This is a genomic window from Robertmurraya mangrovi, from assembly GCF_034427655.1.
GTDB lineage: Bacteria > Bacillota > Bacilli > Bacillales > Cytobacillaceae > Robertmurraya_A > Robertmurraya_A mangrovi.
This window is the reverse complement of the sequence record NZ_JAXOFX010000014.1, coordinates 1-14,936: the sequence shown is the minus strand read 5'-3', so window position 1 is coordinate 14,936 and position 14,936 is coordinate 1. Positions and strand designations below refer to the sequence as shown.

Annotated in this window: 14 protein-coding genes; 6 read left to right on the top strand and 8 right to left on the bottom strand. The window is 36.5% G+C overall.

What is annotated here, in order from left to right; genetic code table 11:
• Both queF and SM124_RS17435 read right to left on the bottom strand, forming a co-directional pair.
• Positions 1–498, bottom strand: coding sequence for a preQ(1) synthase (queF, locus tag SM124_RS17440; RefSeq protein ID WP_322447803.1), 498 nt, complete (start codon positions 496–498; stop codon positions 1–3).
• Positions 499–839: 341 nt separating this feature from the next.
• Positions 840–2,951 (bottom strand): immune inhibitor A, encoded by a 2,112-nt coding sequence (locus SM124_RS17435; RefSeq protein WP_322447802.1) that lies wholly within the window; start codon positions 2,949–2,951, stop codon positions 840–842.
• A 232-nt stretch (positions 2,952–3,183) separates the two neighbouring features.
• Here SM124_RS17435 and SM124_RS17430 point away from each other — a divergent pair, with 232 nt between their 5' ends.
• On the top strand, positions 3,184–4,020 hold the full coding sequence (locus SM124_RS17430; RefSeq protein WP_322447801.1) for an MBL fold metallo-hydrolase: 837 nt from the start codon (positions 3,184–3,186) through the stop codon (positions 4,018–4,020).
• A 171-nt stretch (positions 4,021–4,191) separates the two neighbouring features.
• On the opposite strand, the gene SM124_RS17425 is transcribed toward SM124_RS17430, so the two are convergent.
• The 4 genes from SM124_RS17425 to SM124_RS17410 all read right to left on the bottom strand — a co-directional run bounded on the left by SM124_RS17425 (position 4,192) and on the right by SM124_RS17410 (position 8,476).
• Entirely contained in the window at positions 4,192–4,911 is a 720-nt protein-coding gene (locus SM124_RS17425; protein ID WP_322447800.1) for a 5-formyltetrahydrofolate cyclo-ligase, read from the bottom strand.
• A 120-nt stretch (positions 4,912–5,031) separates the two neighbouring features.
• A complete protein-coding gene (locus SM124_RS17420) occupies positions 5,032–6,387 on the bottom strand; it encodes a TldD/PmbA family protein (protein ID WP_322447799.1) in 1,356 nt (451 codons plus the stop codon).
• 1 nt (position 6,388) lies between these two features.
• Positions 6,389–7,780 carry a TldD/PmbA family protein gene (locus tag SM124_RS17415; protein ID WP_322447798.1) on the bottom strand — a complete coding sequence of 464 codons (1,392 nt, stop codon included), beginning with the start codon at positions 7,778–7,780 and terminating at the stop codon, positions 6,389–6,391.
• A 186-nt stretch (positions 7,781–7,966) separates the two neighbouring features.
• Complete coding sequence (locus SM124_RS17410; protein WP_322447797.1) at positions 7,967–8,476, bottom strand: acyl-CoA thioesterase; 510 nt, start codon at positions 8,474–8,476, stop codon at positions 7,967–7,969.
• A 194-nt stretch (positions 8,477–8,670) separates the two neighbouring features.
• On the opposite strand from SM124_RS17410, the gene SM124_RS17405 reads away from it, so the two are divergent.
• The 4 genes from SM124_RS17405 to SM124_RS17390 all read left to right on the top strand — a co-directional run bounded on the left by SM124_RS17405 (position 8,671) and on the right by SM124_RS17390 (position 11,893).
• A complete protein-coding gene (locus SM124_RS17405) occupies positions 8,671–9,243 on the top strand; it encodes a TetR/AcrR family transcriptional regulator (protein ID WP_322447796.1) in 573 nt (190 codons plus the stop codon).
• Between the two features lie 65 nt (positions 9,244–9,308).
• Positions 9,309–10,238, top strand: a complete 930-nt coding sequence (locus tag SM124_RS17400) for an NAD-dependent epimerase/dehydratase family protein (protein WP_322447795.1) — start codon at positions 9,309–9,311, stop codon at positions 10,236–10,238.
• Positions 10,239–10,309: 71 nt separating this feature from the next.
• Positions 10,310–10,573 carry a YbyB family protein gene (locus SM124_RS17395; RefSeq protein ID WP_322447794.1) on the top strand — a complete coding sequence of 88 codons (264 nt, stop codon included), beginning with the start codon at positions 10,310–10,312 and terminating at the stop codon, positions 10,571–10,573.
• Positions 10,574–10,831: 258 nt separating this feature from the next.
• Positions 10,832–11,893 carry a M14 family zinc carboxypeptidase gene (locus SM124_RS17390; protein ID WP_322447793.1) on the top strand — a complete coding sequence of 354 codons (1,062 nt, stop codon included), beginning with the start codon at positions 10,832–10,834 and terminating at the stop codon, positions 11,891–11,893.
• 57 nt (positions 11,894–11,950) lie between these two features.
• On the opposite strand, the gene SM124_RS17385 is transcribed toward SM124_RS17390, so the two are convergent.
• Together SM124_RS17385 and SM124_RS17380 are read right to left on the bottom strand one after the other, a co-directional pair.
• Positions 11,951–12,331, bottom strand: a complete 381-nt coding sequence (locus SM124_RS17385; RefSeq protein WP_322447892.1) for a DUF1284 domain-containing protein — start codon at positions 12,329–12,331, stop codon at positions 11,951–11,953.
• Positions 12,332–12,668: 337 nt separating this feature from the next.
• The gene (locus SM124_RS17380; protein ID WP_322447792.1) at positions 12,669–13,997 is read right to left on the bottom strand and encodes a polysaccharide biosynthesis protein; all 1,329 of its coding nucleotides are present in this window, start codon (positions 13,995–13,997) and stop codon (positions 12,669–12,671) included.
• A gap of 190 nt (positions 13,998–14,187) precedes the next feature.
• Here SM124_RS17380 and SM124_RS17375 point away from each other — a divergent pair, with 190 nt between their 5' ends.
• Entirely contained in the window at positions 14,188–14,640 is a 453-nt protein-coding gene (locus SM124_RS17375) for a DUF2269 family protein (RefSeq protein WP_322447791.1), read from the top strand.
• Positions 14,641–14,936: the final 296 nt, after the last annotated feature.

Sequence of the window (14,936 nt, the reverse complement as noted above, 5' to 3'; positions counted from 1 at the left end):
TTATCGGTTATCAATTGTTTCTGGATATAAATCGTGGTTCATTAAACGGTAGTCTGCCATTTTTTCGTATTTCGTTCCTGGCTTACCATAGTTGCAATAAGGGTCGATTGAGATACCGCCTCTTGGAGTAAATTTACCCCAAACCTCAATGTATCTTGGATCCATTAATTCAATCAGATCGTTCATAATGATATTCATGCAGTCTTCATGAAAATCACCATGGTTTCTGAAACTAAATAGATATAGTTTTAGAGACTTACTTTCAACCATCTTTTGATCTGGAATATAGCTAATATAGATTGTTGCGAAATCTGGTTGCCCTGTTTTTGGACAAAGACTTGTAAACTCTGGACAATTGAACTTAACAAAATAGTCGCGATTTGGATGCTTATTATCAAAAGACTCTAAGATTGATGGAGAATATTCAAATAAATACTTTGTCCCCTGATTTCCTAATAACGTTACACCTTCTAATTCTTCGTCTCTTCTTCCGCCCATAAAAAAATGCCTCCCTATATGATCCGCATCAACAGGAAAGGCATGATTAAGCAAAATATCTCTTAAAATGACTAATAGTAGCTGAGAGAAAAAATAAAACCATATCTTTTTAGATATGGTTGACTTTTTATCATCAGAACCATAGTTTTTTATAGAGGGTTAATTGCTATGAACCTCTCCCGTGATGACGGGATAATTAAATTTAAATTTTAAACAACAAAAGTAACTATAGTGAATTTTTCACTTGTTGTCAATATTGATTTTTCTGATATTCTCTTAATCTATGGTTATCCTCGTATTACAAAAGAGCACCCATTTTAGTCTGGGTGCTCAAAACATACTTATTTTACTTTTTTATGGTTAGTTTTCGTGAAAACTTCATATGAGAATTCTACAGGGTTTTTACTACCTGCAGGTGCAGCGTATGAAGTAATCATATAACTTTTGCCGTCTTTAAATAACTGACGAAGTTCTAATGCCTTTTCGTCTGTTACGTTAAAAGGATCAACATGGATTACTTTGTAATTTGTTTTATTCTTACCAACTGTCTTTTCGTTAATAAAAGTAACAGTGTAGTTAACGTAGTTCTCTAATACTTGATCAACAGATTTAAAGCCTTCTGTAGATGAACCATCAGCACTGAAGCCAATCTCAGGAATCTCAATGTTATCGATGAACCAGCCAGTATCATTGTAACCCCAATCAGTTAAATAACGGAAAGAGACAAGAACTTTTTGACCTGCATAGCTACTTAAGTCAAATGTTTCTGTTTGCCAATCTACTGAATGACCTGTAAAACCTGGTACATTTTCTTTAATTTTTGGATACCCTTCTTCTACTACATCTGAACGAGTATTTTCATTAGCTAAACTCTTCCATGTTTGACCATTATCTGTAGAGACCTGAACAACGCCGAAGTCCCACTGTTCTTCAATATCTATAAAGTTATCAAACTTTAATGTAGCAGTACTTACACCTGTCAAATCTGCTTCAAAGATTAGAGCGTTGTCTGCTTCGTCACCTTCATTGCCCCAAAGAACTTGGTTAGTTGGATTCTTAGGATCTTTTACTGATTTCCAAGGATTTGGAAGGAAGTCAACTCCATCAAATGTAATCGTTCTAATTTTCTCATTGAAGTCAAGTACTTTAAAGTCTCCACCCCAAGCAGGAACTCCTTCTTTTTCAACTTTTAACGCTTCTTCGTAGTTAACCGTAATTCCACGTTTTGTTCCATTACTATCAACTGGTAAATCTCTCAAATCAATACTATCAAAATTATAAACACCATTTCCAACTTTATCTGTATCAAGAGCTAATGCCGTAATAAAGTTTTGATAAAGCTCAGTGAACGTTAATTTTTCACCATACGCCTTTAACGTAGCATTTACGCTATCGATTCCCGTAAGTTTACTTGTAGCTAACTCACGGATAAACTCTTTACCGAATTTGTCATACATGTATAGTGTGAATAAGTAAACTTGACCATAGTCTGCAATTGTTTCAGGACCCGTTTCTGTCACTCTATGCTCATCCCAGTTTACAAGGGAATTTTCTGGATGATCTAGATAGAAGTTGATAGATCCTTCACCATGACCATATCCACCTAAGAACTCAGAGAAAGTTGACATCCCTTCATTAATCCACGTTTCTTCTGAACCATCATTGTCAGCATGAATTAAGTGCTGTAATTCATGGATAGTAGTTGAAAAGAATGTAGATTCTAAACGAGTTTCCCAGCTATTTGTATCGATAGTGATGATATTTCTGTCAATATAGTTTTCTAGTGTTTGCCAGAAGAAACCAGCAACGAAGAACGGATAGGTTGGATCATTATAGTTATCATCTTGGATATTATCAACTAGCATAATAACTTTATCGCTACCTTCGTAATAACCATCCGGTAGTCCTACCATGGATGGTAGTGGTGAATGTGAACCGTCATGAACCTCAGGTACTCCAAAGAATTGTGTAGCCTTTGGATAAATATTGCTATCAAACTCATCTCTTAGCTTATCCACTTGCTCTTGTGTAACTACATGTGCTGGGCGCGTATCTCCCTCAGGGAAAGAAAGATCGTTTGCAACCCAAATCTCAACATTCTCACCTACACTACGTAAAGTGAATTTTTTAAATCCTAAATTTCTATCTAGGAAAAATTTAGTTTCTCCTTCATATGTAAAATTGCTACTAGCATTCTGTTCTGTGGAAGACTCTGTTTCGTTAAAATTAATCTGTTTAGCCTGTTCCTTTAACTGCGACTCAGCATTTTTCAAAAATGACTCATTACTAGATAACTCATTTAAGTAGGTATCAATATCTATTCGATCCCCATATCTTTCAGTGTTCCAGTTAGGTACCGATGTGTCCACTTTTGCCGTTGTTGTGCTAGTTGGACCAAATAATGATAAGGCTAGAGCCCCAGTCGATAAGACGGATAGTATTTTTTTCTTCAACCCAATTCCTCCTTATAGATTATATTTCATTCAATAATTATCATAACATGCATAATTTTCAGAATTAATAGTCTATTATAACCTAAATTTCAGATGGGGTTTGTGGGTATTTTTACTAGCCAATACCATTATTAGGTTAATCATTGGTTATTTAGATACAAAAATGGATTATTATACTACTTTTGTATTAAACTAGTGTCAATAATATGTTATTAGAACTGAGGTTTTGAACATGAAGTTAACCGTACTTGTAGATAACAATACTTATATAGACCGTTATTTTATTGGGGAGCCAGCTGTTTCCTATTACATTGAAGTAGATGGGTTGAAGATATTATTTGATCTAGGTTATTCGGATGCTTTCATTAGAAATGCAGCTAAGCTAGATTTAAATCTTAAATTGCTAGATTATGTGATTTTCTCCCATGGGCATAGTGATCACACTTGGGGACTGGACCCCTTTATAAGACTTTTAAGTGAAGCTGAACTTGAGTCTCTCTCTTATAAAAAGCCTACTTTCCTTTCTCACCCAAGTGCATTTGAAAGTAAACTATATGGAAGTCTTGAAATTGGTAGTATTCTTTCTGAGGAAAAACTGAAAAGACAATTTGATTTGAGGTTTTCGAGTGTACCCGTTCAGCTAACGGAGCGATTTTATTACTTAGGAGAAATAGAGAAAAGGAATGACTTTGAAGGGAAAGAGCCGATAGGAAAAACCTATATAAATGGCTCATTAGAAGAAGATTTCATTTTAGATGATACAGCTTTAGTGTATAAGAGTAGTCAAGGTTTAGTGATTATTTCAGGATGTTCACATTCCGGAATATGTAATATTATCGAGTATGCCAAGAAAGTGACAGGAGAAACTAGAATTCATGATGTCATTGGAGGATTCCATTTGCAAAATCCATCTCCAGAACAGCTACAACAAACCGTTGAATACTTTGCTGAAATCAAACCAGACCATTTACATGCATGCCACTGTACAGATTTAAAATCGAAAATTGCTCTATCGACTGCGGGGAACTTACATGAGGTAGGAGTTGGATTAAAGCTTCAGTATGATTAGAAAAGCGGAAGCGCCCCGTTTAGCGAAGTCCACTAGTCGCTGGGCGCTCCTCGGAAAGAAAACCACTTTCCTTCGTGCGAAGTATCGCTTCCGTAGCTACTTGTGGAGCTAGACAGTTGTCTAACTTCAAAAAGCTTATTAAGTTTGAAAAAAGGAATAACTACGCTCTAGTTATTCCTTTTTCCCCTTCGTCAATTCCCAAATCTCCCGCAGCACTGGCATTTCTTCCATTTCCTCTTCAGTAACTAAATCCCACTGAATTCCATTTGGCTTTTCAAAAGGAGTATGGGTTTGTATCAGCCCTTCCTCTGTTGCAATCCAATCAACGGTTAAATCAAAACGATCAATTGGAATGTCTTCCTCTACTACTTGTGCGCTATGTACGGTACCGATTACAGGAACAAGAGGATTACCTAGTTCTCTCAAGATTGCATACTCCCGGTCTGCATATCCCTCTCCTTTTCCAGCACGTCTTCCGTCTTTGTTCAATGCAACTGAGCCGGCAAAGATCAGATCAATCCTTGGTATGTCTGTTAACGGAATCTCTTTTCCATAGTTTTTAATATGAGAGAGACTTGCAGCTTTTTTCTCTTCACCAGCAGGGACCCACTCAGGCTTAACCATAATAAAACCTGCTTTCAAGCGCGGCGTCGGAACAAGGATCGTCTTTCCATCTCTTAATGCTTGTGCCCTGATTGGTAATTGAGGAGAATCAGGATTTACTTTAATAACCTTAGCATTTTTATATTCAGGCATTTGAAACACGAAATGAGCTGCCTTTTCAGCACCTTTAAAATTGGGTATTCTCCCTTTCAAAGGGAAAGGAAACCGACCAAGCTTCTCCTCCGTCATTTTTGTCCATACAAGGTTACGGATTTCATCTTTGTTCATATCAACCACTCCAGAATTCAATAGATAGTTTTAGTGTACACAAATCTCTCATTTAGCACAAAATACGAAAAAGCCCGCTATTTTGAAAATAGCGAGCCTAGCAAAACCAGCATAACCTAATTATTCAACGGTTACAGCTAACTCTTTAATGATTAATGATGGTGAACCGATATAGCCTGGTGCAACGAATGACATAGCAAACTCTAAATCTGAACCAAAATCCTCAACTTGATTTAACAGTTCAAAAAAGTTTCCTGCAATCGTCATTTGGTTTACAGACGTTTCAATTTTTCCATTCTTAATATAGAAACCACTTGCAGCTACAGAGAAGTCTCCAGATACTGAATTAGCCCCAGAGTGTAAACCTGATAAATCGGTTATTAACACTCCTTCTTCTATACTTGCCACTAACTCTTCAAAGGATTTCTCACTTGGCTGAATGAATAGATTCGTTGGAGCAACCGTTAACGTGCCTTTATAGGAAGCTTTATAACCATGTCCAGTTGACTGAACGCCTTCCTTCTTAGCCGTTTTCTGATTATGAAGTAAGGTCACTAGCTTTCCTTCTTCGACAACGACTCTTTTACTAGTAGCTACCCCTTCACTATCAAATGTTCGACTTAATAAACCTTCTTTTAAGGTAGGATCATCGACTATTGTTAGAGTAGAAACAGCAATTCCCTCTCCTACTTTATCTTTTAAAAGAGATTCGCCCTTTTGTGTTCTTTCAGCTGAGAAAATTGGTGAAAAAGTGTTAAATAAGCTACCCGCTGCATCATGGCGCAGTAATACACGATAGTTTTTACTATCGATAGATTTTGCACCTAATTGAGATAGTGCTTCCTCTACTGCTTGCTTAGCAATTTCTTGAGGATTTAGAGACTCAAAATCTTTTGTAAACTTTGAGTAAGCGCCATTTTTAATTTCGTCCCCTTGTTTCACGACAACAGAAACATAGAGTCCTAAATAATTTTGCTTTTCTTGAAGAGATAGTCCTTTAGAGTTTAAGAGAGCTCTTTCCGTCTCAGCACTGCTTAATTGAAAATAATCTGTACCTGTTACTCTCTCATCATATTCATAAATATATTTTTCAATTTCTTTAAGTAAATTCATTTTCTCTGGAATCGACACTTCTCTTAAGGGTTCAGAATAGAATGTACCTTCTTCATAGCTCTCGCTTCCTGCAAAGATTTCTTCATTCTCTTCTTCCACTATTTGAGAGTTTTCTTTAGCGTTCTCTAATAAAAATTGGATAGACTCCTCGTCTAATTTTTCAGAGAAGGAATTTCCCATTTTCCCGTTAAACACGCCGCGAAATGCAACACCAAATACTTCTGAAGTATCATACGAATCGATCTCACCTTTATATAACTCACAGCCAAACTTCTCTTCACGCTCATAAGCAAGCTCCATGTCTGTAAATCCATGTTCCTGACCGGCTTTAAATAGAAGGTCCTTAAATTCTAATAAGTTCATATTATTCTTCCCCCTTTCTTCCACCAACAGTCATTTCACTCACACGAAGCGTTGGCTGACCAACATTAACTGGAAGGCTTCCACTTGAAGCTCCACACATTCCTGCACCGTGAGCTAAATTATTTCCAACCATATCAACTAGGTGGAGTGTCTTTGGACCGTTTCCGATTAAAGTTGCCCCACGTACTGGTTTGTCTATTTTTCCATTCTTTACAAGGTAGGCTTCCATAACAGCGAAGTTATAATCACCCGTAGTTGGATTTACTTGTCCTCCACCCATGTATCTGGCAAAAATACCATTCTCCGTATTTGAGATGATTTCTTCACGTGTTGATGCACCTGGAGCAATGAACGTATTCGTCATTCTGGAAGTAGGAGCAAATCGATAGTTTTGTCTTCTACCAGAACCTGTTGAAGGCATTTCCATGCGGCGGCTATTGAATTTATCAATCAAGTAACCTTTTAAAATACCATTCTCAATTAACACATTTTTACCGACTTTTTCCCCTTCATCGTCAATGTTAATAGAGCCCCATTCGTTTTGAAGAGTACCGTCATCAATATATGTAACAAGATTAGATGCCACTTTTTCACCTATTCGGTTAGCAAACACAGAATTATTTTTTGCAACAGCCGATGCTTCTAAACCATGTCCACATGCTTCGTGAAAAATAACTCCTCCAAATTCGTTATCAATAATAACCGGGAACTTTCCACTTGGACAAGGGTCTGCTCCAAGCATAGCAACCGCTATACGAGAAGATTCTGTTGCATAGTGTTCTAGATTAAGATTTTCTAGAAATTCAAATCCACTATGTGCACCAGGGCCATAGAAACCATTTTGCATTCTGTTTCCATCGGCTGCAATCGATTGGATTGCTATACGGCTTCTCACTCTTCGATCTTCTACAAATTTCCCTTCAGAGTTTGCAATCAGGACGTTTTGCTCTTCATCCATATAGCGAACCGTTACTTGTTGGATTAGAGAGTGATAGTTTTTAGCAATTTCATATGCCTTCTTCATAACATTCACTTTACGAATTTTCTCTACTTCTCTTGGATTAAGAGGAATCGGGTGCTCTGACACTACTAATTGATTAACAAAGGCTTGAGGTTGAATGATTCTTTCCCCATTAATTGCATGGGCAGCATTTCTAGCAGCTTTTAATAAACCTTCTCTAGATGAATCGGTTGTATATGCATACACGCTTTGTAGTCCCTTAAAAATACGAATACCTACACCAAAGTCTCTACCAGACATACTACTATCAACTTTTCCACCTTGTAGGGATAAATTATTAGTATAGCGGTCCTCAACAAACACCTCTGAAAAATCACCGCCTGTTTCTAATGCAGCGTTTAGAACATCCTCTATTACGGATTTAGATAGCATGGAACCCCTCCTTGAATTACTATTCTGAATATTTTTATACTTTATATTATACTATATCTTTTTTACAAAATAGACCAATTTTAAGAATGAACTTATCTCCGTCTTGAGACGTAATTGGTATGAAAAACCCCCAGCCAATGACTAGGGATAAAAATCTGGTAGATTCAATTAGTTAATAGGTGAGTTTTACCAAGGTAGATCCGTGCCGTACTTCTGAGCCCACATTTCACTCTCTTTTCTTCTCTTTTTCCTAAGCTCAGCTCTTTCTTTTGCTGTATCGTATAAATTTTTTTCTTCTTCTGTCTGTGGTACAACCTCTGGTATCACAGTTGGTTTACCCTTTTCATCAATGGCAACCATGGTTAAAAACGATAAAGCACAAACATTTCTATCTCCGGTTATTAAGTTCTCCGCAATCACTTTTACAAAAACCTCCATAGAGGATCTTCCTGTATAGGTTACAAATGATTCCAAGCATACGGAGTGACCTTGAAAAATGGGGTGAAGGAAATCTACTGAATCAGTAGATGCCGTCACTACAGTACTACGCGCATGTCTCATAGCTGATATAGCTGCCACATCATCTATGTATGCCATGAGCTTCCCTCCAAAAAGTGTTCCATAACTGTTTGTATCTGGTGGTAAGACGATACTTGTCTTCACTACAAAGGACTCTCTGCAAAACTTTTTTTCCATCTACTTCATATCTCCCTTAAATAGCTCTATTCTCTTTATAGTATTTGTTTTTACAGCATGTGTATACGGAACTTAACACTCTGCTGAAAAATATGGAAAATTTTTTTGAAAATCTCTTGCCAACATTAGGAAAAAGAGTTATATTCTTATTGACCGGTGTTCAATAAAACTGTTCTAGTTGAAAGGTGATTCCATTGACTCCTAGAAAATCTGCTCAAGATGAACTTACTAAAGATGCAATCATTGATGTGGCCAGGGACCTTTTTGTCGCTGAAGGGTATGACTCAATCTCCATGAGGAAGATTGCAAAAGTGCTCCAATGCAGTCACGGTGCCATTTATTATCATTTTAAAAACAAAGCAGAACTATTTTACGAAATTATCAACCACGACTTTCAACAACTAAATCAAGAGTTAGAAGATACTATAAACGAAAATCAGATTTCCAATGAAGAGAAATTATTTTTAATTCTATATCGCTTTATCAAGTTTGGACTCACACATCAAAATCATTATGAAGTGATGTTCCTCATTAAAGATGATGAAGTAAAAAGTTATCTTGCAAATGGTCCATATGTAAGCTATCAAAGGTTTGCAGAGGCAATCGCTAAGCTTAGTCCAAAGCAGGTTCACATGAAAGATATTTGGTCATTATTTATTGGTCTTCATGGGTTTGTCACCCATTATAGTCGAACAGAAACGACTTTTGAGGAAGTTGAAGACTTAGTAAAATCTCACTGTCAATTTTTATTAAAGGCTCTATCCTAATAGAGCTCATATTTTTACAACAAATTGAACAGTGGTCAATTAAATAATATAGAGGAGAGATTTTAATGAAAAAAGCACTTGTATTAGGAGCAACTGGTGGTATGGGTTATTCGCTTGTAGAGGAATTAGTGGGACGTAATATTGAGACGATTGCATTTGGTCGCTCACAACAAAAGTTACAAGAGAACAAAGAAGATTGGGGCCCACTTGCCTCCATCATGGTTGGAGATGCTCTAAACAAAAATGACCTTAAAGAAGCTATATCAAAAGCGGATCTAGTTTTTCATTCCATTAATATTCCATATGAAAAATGGGACCCTACTCTACTAACTATACTTACAAACATCCTCGAGGAATGCCACAGCCAGAATAAACCATTCATCTATGTCGATAACATTTATTCCTATGGAAGACATTCGAATTTAGTGACAGAAGATACACAAAAGAACCCACATACGAAAAAAGGAAACTTTAGACTTAAGTTAATAAATGAGATCAAAAAGTCAGGGGTGCCTTATCTTATTGCCCACTTCCCAGATTTTTATGGTCCTAAAGCTGATAACACACTACTTCAATACACTTTTGAACAGGTGTTGAAAAAAGGAAAAGGTGGATACGTTGGAGATCCTACTATCAAGAGGGAATTTATCTATATAAAAGACGGGGCAAATGCTCTTGTTGAGCTTGCATTAAGAGATGATACTTACAACGAAAGCTGGAATATTCCAGGGGCGAGTACCATCACTGGCGAAGAGATTTCTGTAATTGCCTCCCAATATTTAAATAAAGATGTTAAGTTTAGTAAGGTCACTAAGTGGATGATTGCTATGATTGGAATCGTGGATCCTTCCATGAGAGAATATGTAGAAATGACATACTTAAATGAGACACCTGTTATTTTAAGTGGCTCGAAATATGAGCAAAGAATTGGACCAGTACCTAGAACTCCTTATGAAGTTGGAGTTGTAAACACCTTAATCTCTCTAGCAAAATAGGTTTGAATGTTTAATTTTAATAGATTCGGGTAAAGAAATACTAGAACGATCAAAAAATAGAAGGAGCTGGTATGATGGCAACCTCTCGAAATTTACGTTCTTATATTGCCGCAGGAATTGGTGTAGGGAGTGTGGTTATTCTCTCTGTAAAGCCGAGTAGGACAAAAATTCAATGGATGTTTGAACAACTAAGAGAGAAAATTGAAAGAACTAGGAAGAAAAACATCCCTATGGAAAAAACTGGTCACCCTGACCCATATGATGTAAAAGACAATGAAATGGTAAGTGAAGGTGCTCTTTACGCCGTAGATTATTATAATAGAAAAGAGCAATAGAAGTATATTAGACTAGCAAAAAGCTTGCTGTAAATTACAGCAGGCTTTTTATTTTTCCATAGTTAAAACAGCTTATGATGATATTCATTTATTAGAGAATAGGACCCATCCCTCTAGGTCATTCCACATTAATAACTGACCTCGAAATATGTAGAAATGATAATTCCCCTCGCCTATTAACGAATGTCCTAGCTTTCTGTACCATTATTAATAGTAAATACTTTTATTTACGAAATATCTTATACTAGGGGGATTTTTATGAAGAAAAAGATTTTATCTGTATCTTTATCAGGCATTATGGCACTAAGTTCTTTTGCCATGGTTGCTCCATCTGTTAGTGCTGTAGGTGAAGGGCCGAACTACAATGGGAATGAATCCATCCAAACTTCAATTTTACATACGTATGAAAGCATGGTTGACTACTTAAAGAAACAAGATGCTAAACAAGATGCTCTAGAACTTGAAGTAATTGGCCAAACGGTAAAAGGCCGAGATATTTATATGGCTAAATATATATCTAACCCTGATAATCCGACTATTCTATTTCTAACTCAACAACATGGAAACGAGCAGTTAACGACTGAAGGTGCATTAGAATTCATCAAGCATTTGGGAACGAATAAAACAAAAGGTGTACTAGATAATGTAAACGTTTTAGTGATCCCTATGTTAAATGCGGATGGTGCTATGGGAGATGTTAATTTCTCATTAGAAGACTATGTAGCAGATGGCGGTAGACACTTAACGCGTGCAAATGCTAATGGTTTTGATATTAACCGTGAGCATGATAAAGCAACTAGCGAAATGGTTGCTGAGGCTAGAGCTTTACATGAAAATGTACTAGCTAAATATAATATTGATTACATGATTGACCTACATCACCAAGGTACACAAAGTCAAATCAATGGCAAATACGTTTCTGGCTCAATCTTACATCCAACTAGCCCTAATGTGAAACCTGAGGTATTAGAGAAATCAAAGAAACTAGGAGCAGTGGTTTATCATTCAGTAGACTCTACAGGCTGGGGATTAATTGGAAAATATGCTGGTGGTAGTACGGAAAACATAGGTCGTAATGGAATTGCGTCTCGCTATGATATTTCTACTCTACTATTTGAAATGCGTGGAATGTCTGACCATTACTATGAGCCTTATGCACTTGGTCAAAAGAGTAACGGTTACTTAATCAAACAAACCATTACTACTCTAGACTCAACAGTAAGAGCTATTGCAGATAACTCTATTGAAACAGCTGACACAAGCTTCTGGGATACCCTTCCTTTCCAGACAAATAGACCTTCTGAGGAAGCGGATGAATAATATGATTTAAGTTAAAAGGAGAGTAAGTTTTAATATACTTACTCTCCTTTTAACTTCCTAGCTTCTTACCATTTGATATTTATTTTTCAAATTTTGTATACCTTCTTTACATACCCCATATGCGAGCCAAGAACAATCTTTACATAAATAGTCAAGGTCATCGGGATTTACTTTTGCTGCTGTTAACGATACTAACACAGACTTCGAATAAGTTTGTTCTTTCTCTAAACCAAGATGATTAATCACCTTTTCGTCCATGGATAAAACATGTTCGTTAGATCCTTCACTTGCTTCACATCTTGTTTTTCCTCTATGAGGACAAGCCATACAGGCAGTATCAAAGGCAGCAACTACTTTTATAGGGTAATCTTTATTATCGTTCCTAATATCTTTGACGATTTCTTCCATCCTCTTTACAAAATCAGGACTATACCCCATTCCTTTAAAACCGTGTACACAAAGGAGGTGGTGTCCTCGAAGTACTCTTTCCACTCGTTTCGGCCTCCGTTAACTAATTATTTTTTTAGTTAACATTTCTAGAAAACTAGTTAAAAACCCTTCCCCGTTTATAAAAATTAAGGTTGTTTTCGTAATGATTGTTTTTTTGTAAAAATCCAAATGCCGATTTTTACTCCTTAATAATTCAAAAGTGCTACAAATTTAGATGGTAAGGCTTTTTCTAAAACGGATAACCTTTTAAGCCCAATATAGTTGTATAATTTTATAGGTAGATTTATATATGCGAGAAGCAACAAAGTTTTAGAAAAGAGCCATATTAATATTGATTATCTACAATTCTTCTAAGAGACAATGAGACTCCGATTTTCTTGCAGATGGTAAAGTAGTGCATGAGTGTCAGTAAGACTGCTCCTACATTCATCCCTATCATAATTCCATCCATTTGGAATTCATGCATGGATCCCATTACATACATCATTCCGAAAGAAATAGCATGTGACCAGACGGTATGATAGAAAGCGTCCTTCATTAAACCTAGACCTATTAAGTAGGCTTGCATAGGAATTACGAAGAAGTGGAGCAAGAAATATGGCCAAAGAACTTGCAAATAACTAGCCGCTACACTGGAATCAAAGAACATTTGAGTTAGTGGTTCTGCAAAGAAATAGAAAGCAATTACAGCAGGAACACCATAGCATAAAGTAATTAACATCACCTGTTGTAATAGTTTTTGTAGTTTAGAGAAATCTTTTTCCGAGTAAGCTTTTGATACAGTTGGGATCAGCATAATCAGTAAGGAATGAGCAATAAAAGCTGGAAAGAAACCAATAGTCATGGCGACTCCCGCTAAAGCCCCGAATTGTTCTGTTGCTATATCTGAAGTTAATCCCGATTTGACCAAGGCAAATTTTATTAGAAAAGGCTGTACCGCATGCGTAAGGGAATGGAAAATTCTAAGTCCTGTTGTTGGAATTGAGACAGCCATTAAATTTTGTCTAACGGCTTTACCACTAATAAACTCTGAACGACGATTTTTAACCTGTTGATACTGAATATAGAACATATGAAGTAAATAAACTACAATCACGAATTCACTTGCAACAAATGTACAGAAAGCAATTAAAACTGAAGTGGTCATATCGAATTCAAATAATTGATAGAGAAATACTAACAAACCTAATTGAACTATTTTACGTAAAAAATGAGCCGTTGCAATCTTACTCATTTGCTGTTTACCCATGAAAAAGCCGCGGGCAATGGATGAGAAGGAGACCATTGGTATTAGAGCTATAACGAGCCATCTAAATAGTGGATGATATTGGTCAAATGCTGGAATAAAAGGGAGGAATATGGTTGCAAGCACTAATAGAACAGCTGTAAATATAATGGTAAGTTTTATTACATGCTGAAGCATACTTTTATGATATTTTTCTTCCTTCTCAGCTATAAATTTAGAGATCGATACTGGTAACTCAAAACTAGCGAGTAAAACAATTAAAAAGACCGTCGGGAGGACAGACATATACAAGCCTAACCCTTTTTCCCCTAACTCCTTTGCTAGCACCATATTAACTAGGAACTCTACACATTCCCCTAAGAAAGTTGCTCCAATGAGTAACAATGTACCCCTAAAAAAAGAATTCATGTTGTCTCTCCTAACTTAAAATGTTTCACTCCCTAAATATATGAGACAAGCCGAAAGAATATTTCAAACTTTTACCTTTAATCTTCTGCTTACAGGACTGCCTTGGGGAATTTTACTTTTACACTATAAAAATAGTAATAAATACCGATAAGAGAAATATGCTATTTATAAGGAGAAAGGAGGAGAGAAGATGAGCTTATACGGTTCAATTGTACTGATTCATATCATTGCTGCAGTTGTGGGTCTAGGAGCAAGCTTTGCTATGCCACTTGTATTAAAAGGGGCAAAAACTGCTTCTGAAGCAAGGTATTCATTAGATTTAAACATGAAGATTGAGAAGTTTGCGAAGATTGGTAGCATTGCCCTTTTACTCACTGGTCTTATTCTAGGTTTCTTAAATACTAATCTTTTTACAACAGGATGGTATATTACTTCTTTAGTTATTTACGTGGCTGTTCAGCCGATTGTTGCTGCTATCATGCCTAAGAAAATTAAGGCGGTAACAGAAATGATGAACGAACACAAAGGCGAAGAATTACCGGAGTCATATCAAAAAATGAATCTAGAATTACGTCCTTATAATATGGTTCTACATACTTCTGTTGTTGTTCTTATTATTTTAATGTCGATTAAGCCGTTTTAAGTAAAAGGGGGCTGTACAAAAAGTCTGTTACATGACTTTGTACAGTCCCCTTAGTTTTTTAGTTTTAGCGGCTTGCCTTAAAATAGTCTGTTGATTTCCGTTCCAGGCACTTCGCTTTCCGCGGGCGTGCCGGGGAGCCTCCTCGTCGCTGTGCTCCTGTGGGGTCTCCCCCACTGGCTTTGCACACCTTCCAAAATAAGTAAGTTGATGTATGAAGTTATAGACAAACGCAAAAAAAGCTCCTATTGTAGAAATGTTGAATGTTTGTTCCCTAAAACAAACTTCTACAAAGGAGC

Bases quoted from the DNA above. Each gene is read 5' to 3' on its own strand.
- SM124_RS17425 (WP_322447800.1), bottom strand. From the start codon at position 4,911: ATGAACAAAGATGAAATCCGTAACCTTGTATGGACAAAAATGACGGAG.
- SM124_RS17375 (WP_322447791.1), top strand. From the start codon at position 14,188: ATGAGCTTATACGGTTCAATTGTACTGATTCATATCATTGCTGCAGTT.
- SM124_RS17400 (WP_322447795.1), top strand. From the start codon at position 9,309: ATGAAAAAAGCACTTGTATTAGGAGCAACTGGTGGTATGGGTTATTCG.
- queF (WP_322447803.1), bottom strand. From the start codon at position 498: ATGGGCGGAAGAAGAGACGAAGAATTAGAAGGTGTAACGTTATTAGGA.
- SM124_RS17385 (WP_322447892.1), bottom strand. From the start codon at position 12,331: ATGGGGTATAGTCCTGATTTTGTAAAGAGGATGGAAGAAATCGTCAAA.
- SM124_RS17430 (WP_322447801.1), top strand. From the start codon at position 3,184: ATGAAGTTAACCGTACTTGTAGATAACAATACTTATATAGACCGTTAT.
- SM124_RS17420 (WP_322447799.1), bottom strand. From the start codon at position 6,387: ATGAACTTATTAGAATTTAAGGACCTTCTATTTAAAGCCGGTCAGGAA.
- SM124_RS17395 (WP_322447794.1), top strand. From the start codon at position 10,310: ATGATGGCAACCTCTCGAAATTTACGTTCTTATATTGCCGCAGGAATT.
- SM124_RS17410 (WP_322447797.1), bottom strand. From the start codon at position 8,476: ATGGAAAAAAAGTTTTGCAGAGAGTCCTTTGTAGTGAAGACAAGTATC.
- SM124_RS17390 (WP_322447793.1), top strand. From the start codon at position 10,832: ATGAAGAAAAAGATTTTATCTGTATCTTTATCAGGCATTATGGCACTA.
- SM124_RS17380 (WP_322447792.1), bottom strand. From the start codon at position 13,997: ATGAATTCTTTTTTTAGGGGTACATTGTTACTCATTGGAGCAACTTTC.
- SM124_RS17415 (WP_322447798.1), bottom strand. From the start codon at position 7,780: ATGCTATCTAAATCCGTAATAGAGGATGTTCTAAACGCTGCATTAGAA.